Here is a 24369-nt window from a genome sequence, read left to right as displayed (position 1 = left end):
CTGTGAATGTCCACACAGATTTCTTGTTTAGATTGTTAAAGAACGTTGCTAACATGAACATCTTTCGATTTTTCATTCAGCGGCCGTTGACGCTAGGTCGTTGGCTTGGGGTGCGTATTCTACGCCTTCCCAGGTTGGCGTCAAGTGTTTTTTCAAACTTTCTTTTCGCCGTTGTAAACTTCAATTTGAACCTTACAACCTGCCAGCGACGTATGCCGTGTCAGTGGTTGCGCATTATAGGGAGCTTAATTATTTGTGCAAGCATAAATAGGCTAAATATTGCAAAAACATGACCGAGAGGTGCTTTTTCAATCGAAAAGAACAAAAAAGGGACTATCCGTCCCTTTTTCGGCTATTTCACTCAGTTCTAATCACCAAAGAATCGAGTTTCCTGTTTTATTTCTATTGGGCTGCCATCTATTTGCGCAGTTATTTTGATATCGATTTTGGTGATACTTCTCTTCAACTCAATAGGATCAACAGCAATACTAATTGGTAAGGTTAATACTTCACCCGCTTCTATCGATACATGCTGTGGGCCAATCCATCTGGCATTAGGCAATCCTTCGACGCTTAGCTCATATTCTTGCGGCTGTTCTGTTTTATTGAGAATTTTAATCGTAAAGGTATTCTCTGTATTGCCTTGGTTGTTTTCTCGATAAAGTGAGTTTCTATCTCTAATAACATCCATACGAACAGGTGCAATCGTTGCGCTGGCATATATGAATATTAATATCATCACCGTGAGTACCACACCGTAACCCACTAACTTAGGTCGCAATACCTTTTCTTGCACACCATCAAGTTTGTTTTCTGTTGTGTAACTGATTAACCCTTTGTCGTATCCCATGCGTTCCATTGTGTTATCGCATGCATCGATACAAGCACCACAGTTAATACATTCATATTGCAGACCATTACGAATATCGATTCCAGTTGGGCACACTTGTACACACAAGTCACAGTCAATACAGTCGCCTAAACCCATCTCTTTAGGATCTTGTTTACGTGTACGAGGACCACGGGTTTCACCGCGTTGGGTGTCGTAGCCTACTATATAGGTATTCTTATCAAACATGGCAGCTTGGAAGCGGGCATAGGGACACATGTGAATACACATGATCTCACGCATCCATCCGGCATTACCGTAAGTAGCAATAGTGAAGAAAACCACCCAAAAATATATCCCGCCACCAGCATTAAGGGTAAAGAAGTCAATATAGAGTTCACGACTTGGAACAAAATAGGATACAAACGTAGTGGCTGTTAATAGTGATATTAATAACCAAGAAGTATGTTTTGCTGTTTTACGCCAGAGTTTATTGACACTCCACGGCATTTGGTCAAGCTTGATACGTTTATTACGCGCGCCTTCAAATTTTTCTTCAAACCAGATAAAGATGAAGGTCCACACGGTTTGTGGGCAAGTATAGCCACACCACACTCGACCGAGATAAGTGGTAACGAAAAACAGCCCAAATGCGGCTATCATAAAGAGTGCGGCAAGCAAGGTGAGATCTTGTGGCCAAATAGTTAAACCAAAGACGTGAAATTTTTGCTCAGCAAGATTAAACCACACGGCTTGACGGTCTCCCCAGGGTAACCAAGGCAGAAGTAAGAAAAATAACATGGCTATCCAACCCATATAACGTCGTAAGGTTGTCCATAAGCCATCGACAGCTCTTACGTAAATACGGTTGCGCGGATTGAAGCTGTCTGCTTTACTAGCATCAGGTTGATGGATTTGAATACGTTGTTGTTTGGAAAAGTCCTTGGAGTTGGATTCTGTCGTCATGTTACAGCCTTACTGCTTTAATATTGAACGATAACTAGCTTATTATATAGGTAATAACACATTATTGGATAAAAAGATGAGAGGCTGGATAGGATTAGCAATAATCGCGGGGATTATTTATTATTTCGCGACAGAAACAGACAAGCTTGATAAGCCAATTAATGACATTAAAACGATGTTTACTAAGGCAGATAAAAAGCTTGATTCGATGACGGGTACAAAAATCATTAAAATCGATAAGCACATTCCACAAGTTAAAGAGGAAATTTATAAGCGTTTATCGACAATTGAAATTCGTGAATTAGATGGTGTATTTACCAGTAACGAAGCCATTAGTGAGTTTAAAATCGAATACTGCCATAGTAGTGCTCGCCACCCTGTTTTTTCAACAGAAAATTTGCAATTTATTTGCGATAAAATCTAATAACTTGTGCTCGTTAACGATTTTATGCTAACGAATTGACCTAAGTATCAAATAAGCCTAGCCTTTGTGTAATATCTGCAATAGGGGCTAGGTTTTTTTATGACACCATCACAAACTGAATCAGTATCTGACATCTTTGACCCTGAGTTATGGAATCTTGTCGAAGGATTCAATTTTGAAGACATCACTTACCACCGGGCAAAATCCCAAGGCACGGTGCGTATCGCAATAAACAGGCCTGATTGCCTTAACTCATTTCGTCCTAAAACAGTAGATGAACTCTATATGGCTCTAGACCACGCTAGACAATGGTCCGATGTAGGTTGTGTACTTATTACAGGAAATGGACCATCAGCAAAAGGTCAATACTCATTTTGCGCAGGCGGCGATCAGCGTATTCGTGGTAAAGATGGCTATAAATATGAAGGTGCTGAAGAAGGTACTCCTGATGTAGCTCGAATGGGGCGCCTACATATATTAGAAGTGCAGCGAATGATCCGCTTCATGCCTAAAGTGGTCATTGCGGTTGTACCTGGCTGGGCTGTGGGTGGTGGACATAGTTTACATGTGGTTTGTGATTTAACATTGGCGTCAAAAGAACACGCTGTTTTTAAGCAAACCGATCCTGATGTAGGTAGCTTTGACTCCGGATATGGCAGTGCTTATTTAGCCAAGATGATTGGTCAGAAGCGAGCCCGCGAAATCTTCTTTCTTGGGTTTAATTACTCTGCAGAAGAGGCATTTAACATGGGTATGGTAAATCGTGCCATTCCACATGCCGAACTAGAAACTGAAGCCTTAGCTTGGGCCAAAGAGATTAACTCTAAATCCCCCACTGCAATGCGTATGCTTAAATATGGCTTCAATATGGCTGATGATGGTTTAGTCGGCCAACAACTGTTTGCTGGTGAAGCAACACGCTTAGCCTATGCGAGTGAAGAAGCTCAAGAAGGTCGCGATGCCTTTTTAGAAAAACGAGATCAAGACTTTTCACGTTTTCCTTGGCATTACTAATCTCAACACCTGATGTTATAGACTGCATTTATTCATGTGATTAACTATATGAAAGACCCTACTTAGGGTCTTTATTTGTTTCAAGATTAAAAATAATAAACGTAATCGAAATTTTCATTTGCAATAATCGAATTAACCCTCTTTACTTGATAATGATAACTGTTATCATTTAAACAAATCAAACAGGGGATTCATCATGAAAAAGACTATTAGCTTTGCCATTTTACACTTCAGTGTCGCTTTTACGATTACCTACCTATTAACCGGTAGCATTATTATCGGTGGTACCATTGCCCTGCTTGAACCTGCCGTTAATACAGTTGTGTTCTACTTTCATGACAAGGTGTGGAAAAACATTGAGTTGAAAAAGATGCAACAAGCTGAGATAACAACAGAGTCAATTCAGCTTGTGAGCTAAGATTATGGCCAGATTGATGGCCATAATCTTACTAACATATACTTGTTGCTACACTATACGAGTTTAATGATAGCAACATCGTAAGCAGCAAGGTTTGCACTGCCTAAAACGTATTGCCCTTGTAACTCACTTGGTACAGTTTGCGAATAACCGGCGTAGTTAAACAAGTAAGCATACTGACCACGCTTAACCACACGCATATCTTTAGGTAACGCTAATGTGGTTAATCCTAACTCTACTGCAAGCATTTTAAAGTACTCGAGTAAAAATCCATCACAGGTCAATGTCGCTACATAGCTAGTATTTTGATGACGAGCCACAGCAGGACTACCATCATGATACGTCGCCACCACATCAACACCATCGCCGAGTTCTAGCTCCTCTCGCCAGCACTGGCTTTCAAACTCAACCCCATTAAAATGCAAGACTTCACTGCAGTCTGGACGAATGGTTTCAGTTGATAATACTCTTACAGGAACTAAAACTTGGAATGCTCCCGGTGCTAACGTAGGCACTAATGACAATTCATCCGTTTTACTACCTGAGCGAGGACCGATAACCAAATGTACGTTTGCTTGCTGACATTTATCAACAAAGGCTTGCGGCACAATCGGTAAACACGGTGCGACAACTAAAGCATACTGTGTCAAATCATGATCTACAGAGACAAAATCTACAGCTAACCCTAACTGACGTAATGCCGAGTAATAAGCAAACTCAACGCGTTGATGATTGTAACTGTCACCTTGGCGTTCAATCTCGGTCACCCACTGACTGTTAGCACCTGTCACGATAGCCACTTTCGCTTGTACTGGATCGCTAATGGTAAAATCGACTTTGGCCAACTCGTCACGCATTTGCTCAACTTCAGCCCAAGCTGCAGCTTTCGAATTATCGTTACGTTTAATGCCTGCATGCATTTGCTCTTGCGCAAATGGCACTTGGCGCCAACGGAAATAACACACGCAGTCTGCACCATGGGCAAACGCCTGCCATGACCACAGTCTAACCATGCCTTTTTCAGGACGAGGGTTGTGATGCGCCCAATTTACTGGACCAGGTTGCTGCTCCATTACCCAAAAGTTTTTATTACTCACACCACGGCTTTGGTCAAACGAGTAACTTGAAAAGTCAGGGTGTCCGGTACGCATGTACGGTTTAAATTGTTCTGCTGGCATATGTTTAAAAAACATATCTGAACGACCGAGCGGGTAATTGTCGTAACTGACAAAATCGAGGTTTTTGGCTAATGCAAAGTTATCGGCTTGAGTATCGACTAACGGGATAAAGTTATGGGTTACAAAACGATTTGGCGCATGAGCACGAATGATCTCAACCATTGCATCATGAAACTTCACCACTTGGTCAGAACTAAAACGACGGTAAGCCAGTTGATGAGCAGGATTGGTTTCAGTTACCGCTAGAATAGGTAATTCGATTTGTTCAAAATCTTGATATTCCATCGACCAGAAAACATTACCCCAGGCAGTATTGAGCTTTTCAATATCGTTGTGATAATAGGCTTTGCACCACTGTTGAAATGCTGACTTAGCCACCAATGAGCCACTATGAGTAGTATCGTGACAAGCAATCTCGTTGTCCGTTTGCCAGCCACAGATGCCAGGATGTTGACCATAGCGTTGTGTAATAACGGTAGAGATACGCATTGCTTCACGAAAGTAGTTATCACTTGAAAAATCATAATGACGGCGCGAACCAAAGCCACGGGTAGTACCTGTTTTAATATCGACAGGTAAAATGTCTGGGTATTTGTCGATTAACCATTTAGGAGGCGTAGCCGTTGGCGTGCACATAATCACTTGCAGCCCTTCGTTAGCTAACGTTTCAATGGCACGATCCAGCCACTCAAAAGAATACTCGCCATCACGGGTCTCAATTCTAGACCACGCAAACTCGCCAATACGCACATACTGTAATCCAAGCTGACGCATTTCTTTTGCGTCTTGTTGCCACATAGATTCAGGCCAATGCTCAGGGTAGTAGCAAACTCCTAACATGTTAATCTCCAATATATAGTGCGTAAAACCGTTGGCTCGAACATAGGATATTGTTAAGGTTCTACCCTACTGTCATAAGCAAAATTACGGGGTTATTTAACCAATTTTTAATGACGATCAATATACTAACCTAGTATTTATATGATATATAGTATTTTAAAATAATCCGAATACATCATTAACACACTGCAGAATGTTGCTGGCTCAATCCAACACATTCGAATATGTATGCTTAATCAGTGTGTATAAACACAAAAACGTCAATCAAGGACAATATCATGTCACATCCCCAGTTCGTTTTGCTTAATGGCCAACATACTAGCTTGATCGTTGATTGCTTAAACAAGACTCCTGCCATTTTGTATTTTGGTAAAAAGTTATCTGAAAAGACCAGCTTTGACATGATGAAACGGTTAAGCACCAGACAAGAAGCTAAATGCTCAGTTGTTGTTGAAGCGCCTATTTCATTATCGCCGTTAATGGGTGAAGGTTTTACCGGTGCACCTGGCATTGAAATTTTTGATAACAACATTGCATGGTCAATTGGTGGTGCACTAACACAAGTGAACCAACCGAATGAAAACGAAGTGTATTTCGAGTCAGTAGATACCCTACGTCAGCTAAGCGTTAAGCATTACTTACAGCTTAACCCACGCAGTGACGTACTCAGTGCGACAACAGAATTAACCAATTTAGGCCAAACCTCAGTTAATGTGAATTGGTGTGCAGCGCCAACCATTCCGATGCCTCTGCATATTGACCAAGTAATGTCGTTTGAAGGCCGTTGGTCGAACGAATTCCAACGCAAGTCTTTTGATACCTTCTTAGGCAGCTTTGTGCGTGAAAACCGTAAAGGTAAAACCTCACACGACAATTTCCCAGGCATGGTAATGCACAACAAACTCACCCATGAACAAGGCGGTGAGTGTTATGGTTTTCATTTAGGTTGGAGTGGCAACCATAAAATGCGAGCGGAGTTACTTGCAGAAGGCCGCAGTTATGCCCAATTAGGTGAATTATTAATGCCTGGTGAAATGATACTCGCGCCTAACGAGTCTTATATCAGCCCAACGTTATATACAGCCTATTCTAATGACGGTTTTAGTGGCTTATCTCATTGCTTCCATCAGTATGTTCGTCAATCACTTATCACTGAAAAGGTACGCCTAAAGCCACGCCCAGTGCACTACAACACTTGGGAAGGAATTTACTTTGACCATGATGTTGCTGTTTTACAATCATTAGCGACCCAAGCGGCTGACATTGGTGCAGAACGATTTGTACTCGATGACGGCTGGTTTAAAGGTCGCCGTGGTGACTTTGCCGGTTTAGGTGACTGGACTGTTGATCGTGAAATTTACCCAGACGGACTGCAACCACTGATTGATCATGTTAATAACGTGGGCATGGAATTTGGTTTATGGTTTGAACCTGAAATGGTTAATCCAGACAGCGATTTATATCGCAACCACCCTGAATGGGCGCTGCAAACCCAAGGTAACGAGCAGCTGCAATTTAGAAAACAGCTAGTGCTAGACATGACGAACCCAGACGTGACTGACTATCTGTTTAATGCGATTAACGATATCTTGGTTGAATACCCACAAATTCTCTACCTCAAATGGGACATGAACCGCGACCTCAATCATGCAGGTAATTTATTGGGTAAGCCGGCAGTGCATCAACAAACTAAAGCCGCTTATGCTTTAATCAAGCGCCTTAAAGATAGTCATCCACACATTGAAATTGAAAGTTGTTCCTCTGGTGGTGCGCGAGTTGATTACGGTGTATTACAACACACTGATCGAGTATGGACTTCAGATTCAAATGACGCATTAGATCGACTCACCATTCAACGTGGTTGTTCGTTCTTTTTCCCAGCAGAAGTGATGGGGGCGCATGTTGGCCCGCGCGATTGCCACATTACCGGGCGACACATCAATATTGCCATGCGAACCGCGGTCGCTTTCTTTGGCCACATGGGGATTGAAATGGATCCTCGAGAGTTAACCCATGATGAACGTGAGCAGTTACAGCAGATAATCAAACTGCACAAACAGCATCGTCAGTTAATTCACAGTGGCAAGTTGGTACGATTAAACAGCGATGGCGACTCAATCAACTTTGGTATTGTTAATACAAACCAAACCCAAGCTTTGTTTGCTTACAACAGCGTCAAAGAGACCCAACGAACTAATCCGCCAAAATATCATTTTGCAGGATTAGATGCCGACAGAGATTATCAACTATCACTAATTTGGCCGGCCGGATTTTCATTCTACTCACCGTCTGTATTAGCCATGACAGACAATCAAACCTTTAGTGGTGAAGCATTAATGACCTTTGGCATGCAGTTGCCGATTACCTTCCCACAAACGTCGTTGATTTTTGAGTTAAATGAAGTGAAATAATACTTTATCGCGCGCCTCTTTATAGCGCGCATTATTTATCCCCATTAAGCAAAAGAGCACCCTTTAGGTGCTCTTTTTATGATTGTTTCGACCGACTACAACTTCAACTCAATCAGCTCAAGTGCTTCATCTAAAATCATTGAAACAGCGGCTTTAGATAATTCAGGATTGCGCGCTTTAATCGCATTAAAAATTTCGGCATGCTTTTTCACATCCGCACCCGGCACGCCTTTTATCTTGTTGGTGTAACGAATGCTCACCCTGAGTGCGGTACCAATAAACTCGGTTAATTGCACAAAAAACCGGTTACCACTGGCGATTAGGATGCTGGTATGAAATGCAATATCAGCTTCTAACGGGTCATCTAAACCTTGTTCAGCTTCAACCATACGTTCGAGTGCCTTCTCGATAGACGCTAATTGCTCATCAGATGCGTTCATTGCTGCAAGTGCCGCCGCTTGCGGTTCTAGCGCAACCCTCACTTGAGTAAACTCTTTCAGTAAAGACAATGACGGTTTACTGCTTAAAATCCATTTTAATACGTCGGTATCAAACATGTTCCAATTGCTTTCAGGCAACACCCGAATGCCTTGTTTAGGCCGAGATGAAATAAGGCCTTTTGCAGACAGCATTTTTACCGCTTCACGCGTTGAGCTACGGCTAACATCGTATTCAATACACAAATCAGCTTCAGAGGGTAAACCTTCGCCAACAGGGTAAACCCCTTTTACAATGGCAATGCCCAAATCGTGAGTTAATTGATGTGTTAAATTTTGACGTGGAGAATTATTCATGCTTTTACTGTCCAATATTCAGTACATAAATCTGTTATATCATATTTAAACGCAATTACGATATAACTTTGTTTTCAGTGGTGTTAATGTTAGAAATAGACATAATAATCATCATTATTTTTCGGATTAATCATTAAATCCAACAAATACCGCTAGTTAACCATAATCATAAAAAGTAGGTTTGGAGCGTTATAAGTGAGTTTGTTAACCCAATATCAAGACTTGAAAGACAAAGTCATCTTTATTACCGGCGGCGCCAGTGGTATTGGCGCATCTATGGTCGAAGCCTTCATACATCAACAAGCTAAAGTGGCTTTTATTGATATCGATCATAAAACAGCAGCCAATCTACTTAGCAAAATGGCCAAAATTGATGCTTCATCAATTTGGTTTCGCGCTGTCGATGCCACCGATTCCGAATCATTACAACAAGCCATTAGAGATGTTGGTCAACACTTTGGCCGCTTTGACGTACTGATAAATAATGTCGCTAATGATGCGCGCCAAGATGTCGAAACGATTTCAGCCCATGATTGGCATAAGTGCATGCAAATTAATTTAGACCCTGCTTTTTTTGCATCTCAAGCGGCTTATATTTTAATGAAGCAGCAGCATTCCGGTAGCATTATTAATTTCAGTTCAATCACCGCGTTATTAGGCTCACAACAAATGACCGGCTACGTGACAGCAAAAGCAGGCTTAATAGGTATGACACGCTCATTGTCACGTGAGTTTGGAGAATCTGGTATTCGTGTCAATGCCATTTTGCCCGGTTGGGTCGCCACCGAAAAGCAGCTGGCCAGCTGGCTAACAGAACAAGAAGAGCAAAAATGGACTGATGCGATGGCATTAAAACGCCGAATCACCCCTCAAGATGTTGCCAAACTCGCCCTGTTTTTAGCCTCAAACAATAGTGAATTGATCACCGGTCAGTGTATCAATATTGACGGTGGGAGAGCTTAGCTTGCTTGCTAAAAATCAACATTTTATTGCTGTCGATTGGGGCACAAGCCATTTACGTGCTTATCTATGTTTAGCCGAAGTCGGTAAACCATTAATAGTGCTTGAACAAGCCAATAATGTCGGCGTGAAGAAAATTCAAACTGATTTTGAAACCACACTAATGGACAGTATTGCGCCTTGGGCTAATCGTTTTGGAAAACTACCTATATTGATGATAGGTCAAATAGGTTCAAGCATTGGCTGGAAAGAAACCCAATATCTTGCTTGTCCTATTTCGCCCCAAGAGGTGATCTCTGCCGGGGCGCGCTTTGACAGTCAAGGTCATCAAGTCACCATATTCCCAGGATTAAGTTGCCAGCTTTATAACCAACTCCATGACTCGATGCGTGGAGAAGAATTTCATTTACTGGGCTGGCTTGCGATGGCTCCACAGCATCTAGTTGGTCGACATCTTGTATGCTTGCCTGGAACCCATACTAAATGGGTGCTAATTGAAGAAGGTAAAGTCATTTTATTCAAAACAGCGCTAACCGGTGAACTGTATGACCTATTGTCATCTAACAGCGTATTGATCCAAGAAAAAGTATCAGATTTAGAATTTGATTTTGGCGCATTTATTGAAGGTGCTGATTTTATCTTGTCATCTACTAACGATAATTTTTATCACGGATTATATAGCGTCCGCAGTAAACAGCTTTTTGAGGATTTCTCAACCAAACAAGCACATGCGTATTTATCAGGACTATTGATAGGAAGTGATGTTCGCGCAGCTATCAGCGCGCAAGAGTGGCAATTAACAGAATTAGAATCAGTGGCGATTATTGGTCCACCTCACTTAAGCCAATGTTTTGTTGAAGTATTACATCACTGTAATATCAACACAACATTATGGGATGTTACAGACGCGACATTGGCAGGATTTAATGTTGTGTACCAACACGCACATCATTCGACAGATGAATAATACACTAACCCAGAGCATCGGTGAGCTTATACAGGTTATCCCATCACAAAATGATTTGGGTGAAAATGCTTTATGGCACCCACAACAACAAGCCATTTATTGGATCGATATCATACAAGGAAAAATTCACAAATATAGTGTCGAGACTCAGCTGCACGATCAATACAGTTTACCCTATCGTATTGGCAGCTTTGCGTTTTTAGCAGAACAGCAAACATTTCAGTTAATTGTCGCCTTTGAGCAAGGTTTTGCACTGTATCATCTCGATACACATGCATTAACATGGCTTAGCCAACCTGAAGTTGCACAGAAAGGTAACCGTTTTAATGATGGCCGCACCGATCGCAGTGGACATTTTTGGGCGGGAACCATGGTTGAAACCCGTCATGATCAACATCAACAAGGCAACTTGTACCGGATAGATAACCACGGTGAATGCCATAAAACCATTGAAGATATTTTGATCTCTAATGGTTTGTGTTGGAGCCCTGACGGTAACATTATGTATCACGCAGACTCTGAAAAACATTGCATCCATCAATATCGCTATAACCCAACACACAAAACATTAATGGATAAAACCTTGTTTGCGACCACCGAAGATCATGTATTTCCTGATGGTTCAACTATTGATGCGCATGGCTTTATGTGGAATGCCCAATGGGGCGATCATAGCGTGGTACGTTATCATCCAGATGGTCATATCGTCGAAAAGTTAATCTTACCTGCTGTACAACCCTCTAGTGTCGCCATTGGTGGCCCAAATTTAGATTGGTTAATTGTGACAACATCACGCATTGAACTGACTCAACAGCAACTCGTTGATTATCCATTATCGGGTAACGTGTTTATTTATCAGTTACATCACGTTACTGGGATCGTCGACACACCTTGTCGTATCAATATCAACCAAGCATAAATCACAGCAATGGCAGATAAAACACACCCAAAAACTTTTTATCATTTTGGGTGCTAGTGTTAACACGTTAAGGTTAACTCACATCAGAAACAACTGCCGGTGCAACTTCCTGTTTACTGGCGACATAATCACTCAGTACTTGCTGTTGTTCCTCAGTAAAATGCAAACCTAGCTTAGTCCGTCGCCATAAAATATCTGCACTGCAACTGGCCCATTCATTGGCAATAACATAATCGACTTCCGCTTGATATAAACCATGACCAAAATCAATCCCCAATGCCTCGCTGCTCGCAGCATCATTTAAAATGGATTGGGTACGGGTTCCGTAAGTTCGTAATAAACGATTAATAGATCGTGTATTTATCCAAGGATATTGTTGCTGATAAATCCGGTTAAGATCACCTAAATCAGTAAAATCACCACCAGGTAGCGTTTGAGTTGCTGTCCAAGGTTTACCCATTTGAGGATGGAAAGGTTTTAATCGATTGACTGCCGCTTCGGCCAGTTTTCGATATGTCGTAATTTTGCCGCCAAACACTGACAATAGCGGCGCCTTATCTTTAGGGGCGTCGACAATAAAGGTGTAATCACGGGTCACCGACTGCGCCGAATCTGACTCGTCATCCATTAATGGTCTCACCCCTGAGAACGTATGCACAATATCTTGTTCGCTAATGGTGCTTTTAAAATAGTGATTGGTAATGCTAATCAGATAATCAATTTCTTGCTGGTCGATACGCACATCTTTAGGGTCGCCGGTAAAATCAACATCTGTGGTACCAATCAGAGAAAAGTCATCTTCAAATGGGATCACAAACACAATCCGCTGATCGACATTTTGCAAAATATAAGCGTGTGGCTGTTGATGGATTTTAGGCACCACAATATGGCTACCTTTTACTAAACGAATTTTTTGTGGTGAAGGCTGCTTTAATACATTTGAAAATAAGCTCGACACCCAAGGTCCAGAAGCGTTAACAATACTTTTTGCATGCACCTGACGTAATGACTTGTCCCCTTGATGTTGTAAGGTGAGCTTCCAGATACCATTGTCGCGTTCGGCACTAATACAGCGGGTTTGAGTACAAATCTGTGCCCCTAATTCTTTCGCTGCAAGGGCATTTAATACCACTAAACGAGAGTCATCGACCCAAGCATCAGAATATTCAAACCCTTGAGTAATTTCAGGTTTTAATGGGCTATCTTGTGTGAAGTTAATTTTTTTAGACGCATTCAGAGTGACGCGTGATGCTAAATTGTCATATAAAAATAACCCAAGACGGATCATCCACGCTGGACGTAAATGAGACTGATGGGGAAGCCTAAATGTCAACGGAGTGATCAAATGAGGGGCTTTTTTAAGCAACACTTCACGCTCTGCTAATGCTTCTTTAACCAAACGGAACTCATAATGTTCTAAATACCGAAGTCCACCATGGATCAGTTTACTGCTATTTGATGAGGTTGCAGACGCTAAGTCATTCTGTTCACACAGCAAGACACGTAAACCACGCCCCACTGCATCGGCCGCTATTCCAACACCGTTTATGCCGCCACCAATCACGACAACATCAACAATTTCTCTATCGGCTTCCATTTACGTATCCCACCACTAAAATAAATATGATAAATAATATATATTAGCAACATCATAGAGTGACAGACGGTCAATTGACAAGCTGAATTAGAAAGATCTTGTCGAAATTGATTACATCTTGTTAAATAAAATACTTAATAGTAGTATTTATCATATAAATTAAATTTGCAGCATTTATCAACAGTACAATTGAGATAATAATATGCATTTTCTGGTTATTGCTCCAGACACATATAGATGAAAGGGATTGCCATGAGTCAGTTTGAATTTACCCACAGACGAAAAAATCCGTTAACAGGTAATTGGGTGCTAGTGTCGCCACATCGAAATAATCGTCCTTGGTTAGGTGCGACAGAAAAAAATGCCCCTTCGAATTTACCAGAGTACGATAACACATGCCCTTTATGCCCCGGCAATCATCGTGCAAACGACAGTATCAATCCTGCTTATGATAAAACCTTTGTGTTTACTAACGACTTTGGCGCACTAACGTCACAAGTGACCGAACATTCCGCCGCGCTCAATCATGACAATCCATTATTTGAAATAGAGCAGGCTACGGGTGAATGCCGAGTGATTTGTTTCTCACCTAAGCACAATAAAACCTTACCAGAATTATCCGTGGCTGAGATCAATGATGTAGTTAATACCTGGAAACTGAACTACATCGAATTATCTGCTCAGTATGCATGTGTACACATTTTTGAAAACAAAGGTGAAGTCATGGGGTGTTCACAACCTCATCCCCACGGACAAGTATGGGCCCACAATCATTTATCGACCGAAATACAATTAGAAGAAGACAACCAGCGTAACTACCAACAACATCATGGCGGCAATTTGCTCGGCGATTATGTTAAACATGAAATTGCCGACGGTGAGCGAGTTGTTTATCAAAATGACCACTGGCTTGTGGTTGTACCATTTTGGGCTGCATGGCCTTTTGAAACCTTACTCGTATGCAAAGATGATGTACGCCATTTTGGTGAGCTAACCGATGTGCAATCAACTGCTTTAGCCCAAGCGATTAAGATACTCACCACCCGATACGACAATGTGTTTAATTGTAGCTTCCCGTACTCAATGGGTTGGCACAGTGCACCAAGCAAACTTGACGACAATAGCCACTGGCGCTTACATGGCCATTTTTATCCACCACTATTACGCTCAGCCACCGTAAAAAAACACATGGTCGGCTACGAGATGCTCGCCGAAAGTCAACGCGATTTAAGCCCAGAAACAGCTGCAAAAATTTTACAAAATGCCAGCGACATCCATTACTCTCAAGGAAACAATAATGAATAACGACGCGCTACAGGCATTCTATCAGCAGCAGTTTTCATCATTACCACAAGGGGTAGTTAGTGCTCCTGGTAGGGTTAATTTAATTGGTGAATTCACCGACTACAATCAAGGTTTCGTATTACCTTGCGCACTCACTTTCCGCACTCAAGTTTTTTACCATATACGAAATGACAACACGGTTAATGTACTATCAACCATGTATCCGAATGAACAAGAAAGCTTTGACGTTAATCAACCAATTAGTGCTGGTCAATCACAATGGGGCAACTACATCCGTGCGGTTGCATTTGTGCTTAACCGTGCTGGCCACCAGCTACAAGGTGTTGATCTATTAATTGAAAGTAATGTGCCACAAGGCAGTGGTTTGTCATCTTCGGCGGCACTAGAAGTGGCGATTGCAGGGATGTTTAATCATGTTTGCGGCCTAAATTTAACCGAAGAGCAAATCGCCTTATTCGGTCAACAAGCCGAGAATGATTTTATGGATTGCCAGTGCGGCATAATGGACCAGTTAATTTCAGCTAAAGGTCAACAAGACCAAGCGTTATTAATCGATTGCCAAAATTTACACACAAAATCGGTGACCATTCCAACAGACTTATCGATTGTTATTGTTAACTCTAACTACCCTAGAAAGTTAGTCGACAGCGAATACAACCAACGCCGTATCGACTGCGAGCAAGCCGCCAGTAAAATGGGCTTAACCACCCTGCGCGATGCTGACTTAGCGTTGTTAATGCAAACTAAGCCACAAATGAGCGCAAATGAATTCTCCCGAGCTCACCATGTGATCACCGAAAATGCCCGCGTCATTGCCGCAACCAAAGCCTTAGCCAGTAATAACATCGAACAACTGCGCATTTTAATGACCGCATCACATCAATCGTTAAAGCATGACTTTGAAGTGACCGTACCTGCCACCGATGGTTTAGTGCAAATTTGCCAACAAGCTTTAGCAGACAGAGGCGCCGTACGCATGACCGGTGGTGGATTTGGCGGCGCGATAGTGTGTTTATGCCGTAATGAAGACGTAGCCGCTATTCAGCAAGCGGTTGAGCAACACTATTTTGCGCAGTTTAATTTGCAAGCGGACATTTATGTTTGCACCGCAGGCAAAGGATTAACCGTAGAAACGTTTCCGCAGTAACTCTGTAAATGAGTCGATAACAAAAAATGATGTGGGTTGAGGACCCGCCCACATTACATAATAAAAATGACCAAGTACTACAGCCCATGCTGAAGAGCATGCATTACTGAAAAGGACAGCATGAATGATGACCAAATCACTTATTTCTATCGCGTTGTTATGTTTAGGCACCCACTCAAGCGCCATTGCCGCAAACGCAACAGACAGTGACACAAAAAATACCATTCTAGTCGCCGAACAGCTTTACCCCAACACACTGCCAAAGGAAGCGTTGCCAGAGCTAGCGCAAACAGGGCTTTATCAAGTCGGTGTTAAAACTGTTAACTTGATTCATAAAAATCAATTTAATCCCAAAACCCAAATAGCTGAAGACCGAAAACTCAACATTGAGGTGTGGTACCCAAGTAACAAAACTGCCGCGACCAAGCAAAACCAACCGGCAGTATTAAATGCCGTTTATAATGATGAAACCCGTTTAGGATTACCATTTTCACTGCAAGGCAATGCCACTCGTGACGCAGAAGTGGCCGCATTAACGGATCAGCCATTTCCACTCATCGTGTTATCCCATGGTTATACTGGCTATCGCACCATTATGTTTTACTTAGCTGAGCATCTAGCGTCACACGGATATATTGTTGCGGCACTGGATCACACCGACTCGACTAATGCTGATGTCGATATGGTTAATGCTCCGTTTAGCGGTTTTTTTAGCACATTATTAAATCGTTCGCGTGATCAACAATTTGCCCTTGATTATTTTACCGGCAGCGACAATTTTGTCAGTCGCATTATCGACACGAAACGATCAGGCTTAATTGGCTATTCAATGGGCGGCTATGGTGCGGTCAACACTGTGGGCGGCTGTTATCAATTTAACCCACAAACTGCCGCTACCTTTACCGGCAGCAAAGACCAAAATGTTATCAATGGTGCCATTACTTTACTCAACACCTGTGCTGGTGGCCAAACAGCCCCTGTAACGGTAGATCCTAAATGGAAAGCCATGATTGCTATGGCCCCCTGGGGAGGCAATCATCAACTATTTGACCCAGTAGCATTAGCAAAAATAACCGTCCCAACACTGTATGTTGCTGGCGATCTTGATGATATTTCTGGTTATAAAAGCATTCAATCGCTATACCAGCAAACTGGCGGTGAACATACCTATATGCTCACCTATCATAATGCTCGCCATAATATTGCCCCACATCCAGCACCTAAAGTGGCTTACCAAAATGAAATAGATTTAGGCCACTATTTTGAACCCGCCTGGAATACGACACAGCTTAATACCATCAATAAACACTTTGCATTAGCTATGATGGATTGCCATGTTAAAAATCAACAAGATAAGTGTTCATACCTACAATTAAGCGCTCAGTCTAATGAGCAAGATCAACAAGGCAATCCAACGACAGCCTGGAAAGGTTTTGCCCACCGCTATGCCACAGGCATGTCATGGGATATGAAATCTGCACCGCAATAAATAACCATTTTGAAATTGTTTTGATTGTTATCAGACTGTTTTTTTTTACAAGAAATGAACTATACCAAAGTGTAATAAACACAAAAAATACAGTCTGATTACTGTCTGAATAAACATTGAGCGATGACAGCAATATCTTTAAATTACAAAGACTAAATTCATTTACAACCTTAGGTTTTGGTACTATTTATTGCAATGTATATCACCATGATGTCAGTGATTAGTCTAAAAATTCATCATTAAATTACACCATACTTGTTAAGAAAAGGTTGATATTTAAGCTCAATTAATATATTTATAAGATAAATAAGCTTTAATTAAAAATAAAGATTTTATAAAAAAGCAACAACATCAACTGGGGGAAGAAAAATGTCGACAAAAGGAATCACAACTTTTGGTAAGAGGACAACGATAGCACTTGCCATTGCTGGGGCATTAGGAAGTGTTAACGGCGTCTCTGCAGCAGAAGCAGAAACTCAAGCTAATGAACAAACAATAGAAGTTATTGCTGTAAAGGGGATACGCAGCAGTTTAAAAAATTCAATGGCCGATAAGAAATCTGCTTCGGTTGTGTCGGATGGTATTTCAGCCGAAGATTTAGGTAAGTTTCCAGATTTAAACGTAGCCGAATCATTACAACGTATTACTGGTGTATCGATTGACCGAAGTGGTGGTGAAGGTCAGGCAGTAACGGTTCGTGGCTTTGGCCCACAATTCAATACAGTATTGGTTAACGGTCGTCAATTAGCGACAGATAGCGCTGGTCGTGAGTTTAATTTCGACATCTTAGCCGCTGACCAAATTACGGGTGCTAACGTCTATAAAACCAGCAGTGCCAGCATGCAAGAAGGTGGTATAGGCGGTACGGTCGACGTCACTACCGCGCGTCCGTTTGATTATTCAGGCTTCCAACTTGTCGGTTCTGTGAAAGGAATGTATGAAAGTCTTTCAGAAGAAATTTCACCTTCTATCTCAGGTTTGATCAGTAACACCTTCAATGATGAAACTATGGGTGTATTACTTGCCGTAAGCCATCAAGAGCGCCAAGTTCAAATTAACCAAATCAACACCGCCGGTTGGCGTGGTGGTCAAACTATTTCCAATTCACGTGATGGCGTGTTGTTTACTAATGCTTATATTCCACGTAACTGGGACCAAATCGTTGATCAACAGGACCGAACTCGTACTAACGGTAGCTTAGTATTCCAGTATGCTCCGTCTGACGACGTCAGCATTACCTTGGATGGTTTTATTTCAAAATTTGAAGTGGATTCTGAAGTTACCGATTTAGCATCATGGTTTGAGCCAGACCGCGTTGGCAATGCCACTATAGACCCAGCAACAGGCACCTTATTAACCTTTAGCCAAGATGTGGGTTTACATCAAGGCAGTGGCGACCCAGCAACTGACTTTGTGTCGCACACTCGCAACTCTCGCGACGTGACAAACAGCGGTGTCGGCTTAAATGTTAAATGGGATATTACAGACCAATTAAAAGTTAACTTTGATGTTTCAAACTCAAATGCTGAAAACGATCGTGCTGGCCGCGACCGTTTCAACGTTGTCGGTATGACCAACAGCTATGAATTTGATGGCACGGGTGGAACCCCTACCGTTATCCATGGTGGTTTTGAAAATGGCAACTTACCTGATGCCGGCCTTTCTCGTTTACATTATAACGAAAAAGGTAATCAATTTACTGACGAAGATGAAATTACTGAGTTTAAAGCTGATTTCGAATATTCACCTGATTCATTGGTGTTCACGAAAGCGAAATTTGGTGTTTACCGTCAAGAGCGTGAAAAATCCAGTTACCAGATTTTTGGTAGTCAGTGTCAATTCTGTGGTTATGGTACTCCTGCACCCAATGAAGCCATTAACTTCAGACCCTATACTGCGAATAACTATTTCTCTGGTTTAATCGACACCTTCTACACCTATGATGGTGATGCTATGGTCGATTATTTAGCCGCTGAAGGTTATCCAATCACCCCAACACTGCAAAACAATCGCTATACCATTAATGAAGATGTCAGCAGCTTATACATGAACTTCACGTTTGTGTATGACGTAGGTGATATGCCATTAACGGTTGATTTAGGGGCTCGTTACTCAACGACTGATGTAGAAGTCAGTGCCGTACAGAGTTATATTTCTGACGTAGTACCAACCAGTGATGCGACATTGTTCCAAAACATATACGGTCCAGCGACAAATATTACTCAAGGCACAACTTACTCAAACTTGTTGCCAAGCGTAAACGTGAAGTTAGACCTACAAGACGACATGGTGCTACGTTTTGCCATGTATGACTCGTTAACCCGTCCAACTATGTCACAGCTATCTCCAGCGACTAACTTTAACGAACCACGTCGTCAGAACTTAACAGCTAGCGGTGGTAATCCATCACTTGAACCGTTCCGTTCTGAAAACTGGGATATCTCTTACGAGTGGTATTACGATGACGCCAGCATCTTCAGCTTTGCATTTTTCAGTAAAGAAGTTGACGACTTTATCGTGACGTTAACGGGTGATGAAACTTACCAAATGACTGACCGAACTGGCCCAGACTTTAACTGTAGCACGGCTAACTCAGACTTATGTTCTGACCCAGTTGTTGGCACAACAGAAGAGTTAAATGGTCAGTCAGAACAGTACACTGTAACCCGCCCTCGTAACGGTGAATCAGCACGTATTACTGGTTATGAAGTTGCCTTAACTCATATCTTCGACAACGGCTTTGGTGTTACCGCCAACGCGACTGTGGTTGATAGCAATGTGACAGTAGATGCTAACAGCACTCAAAGTTTCGCACTTGAAGGTTTAGGTAATTCACAAAACTTAATCGTGTTCTATGAGCAAGATAACTTCCAAGCCCGTGTTGCATTTAACAACCGCGAAGGCTTCTTACGTCAGCTAGACAATGGTTTTAATGGTGAACCAATCAATACCGAAACGTTTGGCCAGTGGGATATTAGCGCCAGCTATGACATCACTGAACATGTATCGGTGTTTGTTGAAGGCATTAACATCACTGAAGAAGAGCTCGTTCAAACAGGTCGTTTCGCCAACCAAATTTATTCGGTTGAAGATAACGGATCGCGCTATTCTCTAGGCGTTAGAGGCAAGTTTTAAATTATAAGTAATAAAAGACAGGTGCTTAGCACCTGTCTTTTTTGTTTATGATATATAAAACACACCTTGTGATAGTGTTTAACTACGCCGGTAATTAAGCACATTTCATTGCAAATAGGATGTTAACCCAATGGCAAAAGCAGTTAAAAAAATAATCATTGTGGGTGGAGGTACAGCGGGTTGGTTAACCGCAGCTATCATTGCATCGCACCATAAAAGCCAGACAGGTAATGACTTAACAATTATTTTAGTGGAATCATCAGACATTCCCACGGTCGGTGTTGGTGAAGGTACTTGGCCAACCATGAAAAATACCTTACAACAAATAGGTTTAAGCGAAAGCGAAGTCTTTAAGGCTTGTCACGCCACGTTTAAACAAGGCGGCAAGTTTGTTAACTGGGTCCATGGAAATGGCGACTTTTACTACCATCCATTTACGGTTCCATTAGGTTATGGTCGTATCGACTTAGCACCTTATATCGACAACATCAAAGACTATGCCGAACACACCAACTTCCAACATGCTATTTGTGAGTCAGGCCTTGCTCCTCGCAGCATGGCAGAAGGCGAATATCAAGGCAGCTGCAATTATGCTTACCATCTTGATGCTGGCGCCTTTGCCGACTTATTAAAACAGCATTGTAAAGCCAAGCTAGCAGTAGAGCATGTCATCGGAACAGTAGAACAAGCCCATGTCGATAGCCAAGGTAACATCAGCCATATTTCACTTGCTGACCAAGGTTCAATTGACGGTGATTTATTTATCGATTGCAGCGGTTTTGCATCTTTATTACTGGGTAAAACGCTTAATGTGCCGTTTGTTAAACTGGATCATGTGCTATTTAACGACCGCGCCATTGCAATGCAAGTGCCCTATACAGATCAGCATAGCCCGATTGCATCGCACACCATCGCCACGGCGCAGGACTCAGGTTGGATTTGGGATATTGGCTTAACACATCGCCGCGGTGTCGGTCATGTGTATTCAAGTCGTTATATGACCGACGAACAGGCTGAAGCCAATTTACGCCGTTATATTGGCCCCCAAGCCGAAGGTTTAAGCGTAAAAAAAATCAGCTATCAAAGTGGTCATCGTGAACGCTATTGGCAAAAAAATTGTGTTGCTGTTGGTATGGCGGCAGGATTTGTTGAACCACTAGAAGCCACTGCGATTATGCTAGTCGAAATATCTGCACGCTACATTGCCGATAACCTACCGGTTAACGATACCATCATGGCATTAACGGCCAAACGGTTTAACCAACAAATGGAATATCGCTGGGGACGTATTGTTGATTTTTTAAAACTACATTACATGCTGACGAAAAGACCCGAACCCTATTGGCAAGCACATTGTCATCCCGACTCTATTCCACAGAGCTTACAAGAAGACTTAAGCATTTGGGCTTATCGAGGCCCCACCAGCAAAGACTTCAATGGCCCAAATGAGTTATTTCCAGCCGCAAGTTATCAATATGTACTTTATGGTATGGGTTTCAGCCCTGACTATTCTCAACATGCGCACTTATACCAACAACAAGCCCAAGCCACTCAGATACTTAACCGTAATGTTCAGCTTACGCAGCAGATGCTCAATACATTGCCGCCTCATCGAGACTTCATTGAACAATGGTTAACTCATTCTCAACAATAGAATAAAAATATGAAAAAACTAACAGAATTAACGCCTCAACAGCACCAAAACTTACGATTAGCAAACGACAGCGCCATCCAATTTGCTCATCAACAAAACATCATGAACCTGCGGGTATCTGAAGTCAGCCAAACGGCTTGCAGTATGCCAATTGTTTATGTCCGTGATGGTAACAATGGTCAATGGGTATTAACGGCATTTACTAGCTTCGAGCAAGGTAGCAACCTATTTGTCGAACAAGGTAAGTGGACCGCGCTACACACGCCAACTAACATGCAAACTTTTCCATTTTTTTTGATGATGTCACCTGACGACCCACAACGTTACACCATTGGTATTGACGAACAACATGGGGTGTTTTCTGCCACAACAGGACAAGCCATTTTTGAAACCAACGGCAAAACATCGCTGCATTTATCTAGAGTAAAAGCTTTGCTTGAATCTGACATTAACAATGATCTCCAGACCCAAGCATTTAATCAGCATATTAGCCAACTTGGCCTGCTACGCCCAATTAGTATTTTAATCCAGTATCAAGATGGCTCAACACCTAGTTTATCGGGTTTATTCACTATTGATGAAGACAAACTACAAGCCCTCAGCCAAGAAGCACTCTTTGAGCTACACCAGAAAGGTTATCTTGCGCCATTACAAGCCATGCTAATGTCATTATTTCAACTCAATGCGCTGATCAAAAAGCACAATAAAACCCCAGGCTTGAACCCAATAAAAAGCATCAAATTAGAAGTCAGTAAAAATTCAGCTACGGCATAACAATACCCAATAAAAACTTGGGAAAGGGAACAATAATGTCTGAAAATATTATTCAAATATCCGTATTTACCATTGTAACGGCAATGATTGGGTTATTAACGTACATAAAATGTCGTGGCAGCAACCGTCAACAAAGCACACAAAATAAAGAATATTTTCTCGCTGGGGGCGGCTTAAGTTGGGTGTTTGTGGCAGGGTCTATCACCCTAACAAATTTAAGTACTGATCAGCTGGTGGGCATGAACGGTAACCAAATGGCACTGCTAGCATGGTGGGAGTTCTCTGCTGTGATTGGCCTGATTATTCTGGCTAAATTATTCTTACCCGTTTATTACAAGTATAACTGTACCACCACAACTGAGTTGTTGGAAAAAAGATATAATAACAAGCATATACGAGCCGTTATTGGGTCTATATTCTTTTTAGGTAATGCTTTTATCTACATGCCAGCAGTGATTTATTCAGGCTCTCTGTTTATGCAGACCATGTTTAATGTCGACATTCCACTTATGTATATTGCTGTTGCATTTGCGACGCTAGGCGCAGTTTATGCTTTCTTCGGAGGGTTACGCGCGGTAGCCGTATCAGACACCTACTCTGGAGTATTATTACTGGGCATGGCCATTTTTGTGGTGTATCTAGCCCTAAATGCGATTAATTATGACTTATCTGATATTCCGGTAGAACGACTCACCTTCATTGGTGGTGATGATTCGCCTTTACCTTGGCACACACTACTAACCGGAATGATTTTCATCCAAATGTTCTATTGGGGTACCAACCAAACCATTACTCAACGTGCCATGGCCGCACCCACACTAAAAGAAGCTCAAAAAGGCGTATTTGCTGCAGCAGGTATTCGTATTCTAATCGTACCGGCTATCGTGGTTATTCCTGGGATTGTGTCATACAAACTGTATGGTGATATTGGTGACGCTGCATACGGGCGAATTGTAGGTGACCTCATGCCAACGTGGTTAACGGGTGTATTTGCCGCCGCAATGGCTGCGGCAGTATTATCGACATACAACAGTTTACTAAACTCAGCGACGGCGCTGTATGTGTGTGACATTCACGAAGCCTATATTAAAAAAGACCCTAACGTGGTGCGCTTAAGCGGTTGGGTTACATTATTACTCAGTATTTTAACTCTTGCATTAGTGCCTATTTATCAACAAGCCGAAAGTATCATCAACTTATTACAACAGTTAAATGGTTTACTCAGCATGCCTATTCTGTCGATATTTATTGTAGGCTTAGTGTTTAAAAATATAGATGCCAGAGCGGGGATCGGTGCGGTTATATTTGGAGTAATGCTATATGCCTCACTAACATTTGAATTTTCCCCATTCTATTCAAGCTGGCACTACATTCACTTAATGCCAGTCACATTAGCCGCCTGCATCACCTTTGCGTTAGTCTCAAACCGCTTTGTGTTTGGCAACACGATTCAATTTGCCAAAGGCGACGAGATAGAAACGGCTTAGTAGGTAACATCGATACCGGAGCGAACATTGACAAAATGTTCGCTCTTTTTTTTACCCTAAA

18 protein-coding genes are annotated in these 24369 nt (G+C 42.0%); 14 read left to right on the top strand and 4 right to left on the bottom strand.

Features of this window, described 5'->3' with window-relative positions:
* Positions 1 to 367: 367 nt before the first annotated feature.
* Positions 368 to 1795, bottom strand: coding sequence for a cytochrome c oxidase accessory protein CcoG (gene ccoG / locus H5125_RS18035; protein WP_101087317.1), 1428 nt, complete (start codon positions 1793 to 1795; stop codon positions 368 to 370).
* Between the two features lie 76 nt (positions 1796 to 1871).
* Between ccoG and H5125_RS18030 the strand changes: the two genes are divergently transcribed.
* The 3 genes from H5125_RS18030 (at position 1872) to H5125_RS18020 (ending at position 3651) form a co-directional block, all read left to right on the top strand.
* Positions 1872 to 2219: a hypothetical protein gene (locus tag H5125_RS18030; protein WP_101087318.1), complete on the top strand. Its 348-nt coding sequence runs from the start codon at positions 1872 to 1874 to the stop codon at positions 2217 to 2219.
* A gap of 99 nt (positions 2220 to 2318) precedes the next feature.
* Positions 2319 to 3233: a 1,4-dihydroxy-2-naphthoyl-CoA synthase gene (locus H5125_RS18025; RefSeq protein ID WP_101087319.1), complete on the top strand. Its 915-nt coding sequence runs from the start codon at positions 2319 to 2321 to the stop codon at positions 3231 to 3233.
* A gap of 196 nt (positions 3234 to 3429) precedes the next feature.
* Positions 3430 to 3651, top strand: coding sequence for a DUF2061 domain-containing protein (locus H5125_RS18020; protein WP_101087320.1), 222 nt, complete (start codon positions 3430 to 3432; stop codon positions 3649 to 3651).
* A gap of 53 nt (positions 3652 to 3704) precedes the next feature.
* On the opposite strand, the gene H5125_RS18015 is transcribed toward H5125_RS18020, so the two are convergent.
* The gene (locus H5125_RS18015) at positions 3705 to 5669 is read right to left on the bottom strand and encodes a beta-galactosidase (RefSeq protein ID WP_182744933.1); all 1965 of its coding nucleotides are present in this window, start codon (positions 5667 to 5669) and stop codon (positions 3705 to 3707) included.
* 278 nt (positions 5670 to 5947) lie between these two features.
* Between H5125_RS18015 and H5125_RS18010 the strand changes: the two genes are divergently transcribed.
* Positions 5948 to 8080, top strand: a complete 2133-nt coding sequence (locus H5125_RS18010; protein ID WP_182744932.1) for an alpha-galactosidase — start codon at positions 5948 to 5950, stop codon at positions 8078 to 8080.
* Positions 8081 to 8175: 95 nt separating this feature from the next.
* Here the strand turns inward: H5125_RS18010 and H5125_RS18005 are convergent, their stop codons facing one another.
* Positions 8176 to 8874, bottom strand: a complete 699-nt coding sequence (locus H5125_RS18005) for a FadR/GntR family transcriptional regulator (RefSeq protein WP_101087323.1) — start codon at positions 8872 to 8874, stop codon at positions 8176 to 8178.
* Positions 8875 to 9069: 195 nt separating this feature from the next.
* Here H5125_RS18005 and H5125_RS18000 point away from each other — a divergent pair, with 195 nt between their 5' ends.
* The 3 genes from H5125_RS18000 to H5125_RS17990 are packed head-to-tail and all read left to right on the top strand — an operon-like array spanning position 9070 to position 11720.
* Positions 9070 to 9837, top strand: coding sequence for an SDR family NAD(P)-dependent oxidoreductase (locus tag H5125_RS18000; protein ID WP_254439841.1), 768 nt, complete (start codon positions 9070 to 9072; stop codon positions 9835 to 9837).
* Between the two features lies 1 nt (position 9838).
* Positions 9839 to 10801: a 2-dehydro-3-deoxygalactonokinase gene (locus tag H5125_RS17995; RefSeq protein ID WP_182744931.1), complete on the top strand. Its 963-nt coding sequence runs from the start codon at positions 9839 to 9841 to the stop codon at positions 10799 to 10801.
* On the top strand, positions 10794 to 11720 hold the full coding sequence (locus H5125_RS17990; RefSeq protein WP_182744930.1) for an SMP-30/gluconolactonase/LRE family protein: 927 nt from the start codon (positions 10794 to 10796) through the stop codon (positions 11718 to 11720). Before H5125_RS17995 ends, H5125_RS17990 begins: the two co-directional genes overlap by 8 nt.
* Before the next feature lie 73 nt (positions 11721 to 11793).
* Here H5125_RS17990 and glpD read toward each other — a convergent pair whose 3' ends face one another.
* Positions 11794 to 13317 (bottom strand): glycerol-3-phosphate dehydrogenase, encoded by a 1524-nt coding sequence (glpD, locus tag H5125_RS17985; protein WP_182744929.1) that lies wholly within the window; start codon positions 13315 to 13317, stop codon positions 11794 to 11796.
* Positions 13318 to 13569: 252 nt separating this feature from the next.
* On the opposite strand from glpD, the gene H5125_RS17980 reads away from it, so the two are divergent.
* The 7 genes from H5125_RS17980 to H5125_RS17950 all read left to right on the top strand — a co-directional run bounded on the left by H5125_RS17980 (position 13570) and on the right by H5125_RS17950 (position 24308).
* The gene (locus H5125_RS17980; protein WP_101087327.1) at positions 13570 to 14622 is read left to right on the top strand and encodes a UDP-glucose--hexose-1-phosphate uridylyltransferase; all 1053 of its coding nucleotides are present in this window, start codon (positions 13570 to 13572) and stop codon (positions 14620 to 14622) included.
* Entirely contained in the window at positions 14615 to 15769 is a 1155-nt protein-coding gene (gene galK / locus H5125_RS17975) for a galactokinase (RefSeq protein WP_182744928.1), read from the top strand. Before H5125_RS17980 ends, galK begins: the two co-directional genes overlap by 8 nt.
* A 124-nt stretch (positions 15770 to 15893) precedes the next feature.
* Positions 15894 to 17258: an acetylhydrolase gene (locus tag H5125_RS17970; RefSeq protein ID WP_182744927.1), complete on the top strand. Its 1365-nt coding sequence runs from the start codon at positions 15894 to 15896 to the stop codon at positions 17256 to 17258.
* 369 nt (positions 17259 to 17627) lie between these two features.
* Positions 17628 to 20393 (top strand): TonB-dependent receptor, encoded by a 2766-nt coding sequence (locus tag H5125_RS17965; RefSeq protein WP_182744926.1) that lies wholly within the window; start codon positions 17628 to 17630, stop codon positions 20391 to 20393.
* A 130-nt stretch (positions 20394 to 20523) separates the two neighbouring features.
* Positions 20524 to 22047, top strand: a complete 1524-nt coding sequence (locus H5125_RS17960) for a tryptophan halogenase family protein (protein ID WP_162024230.1) — start codon at positions 20524 to 20526, stop codon at positions 22045 to 22047.
* A gap of 9 nt (positions 22048 to 22056) precedes the next feature.
* Positions 22057 to 22821 (top strand): SapC family protein, encoded by a 765-nt coding sequence (locus tag H5125_RS17955; protein ID WP_182744925.1) that lies wholly within the window; start codon positions 22057 to 22059, stop codon positions 22819 to 22821.
* A gap of 35 nt (positions 22822 to 22856) precedes the next feature.
* Positions 22857 to 24308 (top strand): SLC5 family protein, encoded by a 1452-nt coding sequence (locus H5125_RS17950; protein ID WP_101087333.1) that lies wholly within the window; start codon positions 22857 to 22859, stop codon positions 24306 to 24308.
* Positions 24309 to 24369: the final 61 nt, after the last annotated feature.

The sequence above is a fragment of the Shewanella sp. SR44-4 genome, from assembly GCF_014163715.1.
In the GTDB taxonomy this organism is placed as follows: domain Bacteria; phylum Pseudomonadota; class Gammaproteobacteria; order Enterobacterales; family Shewanellaceae; genus Shewanella.
This window is presented reverse-complemented; position numbering and strand designations above follow the sequence as displayed.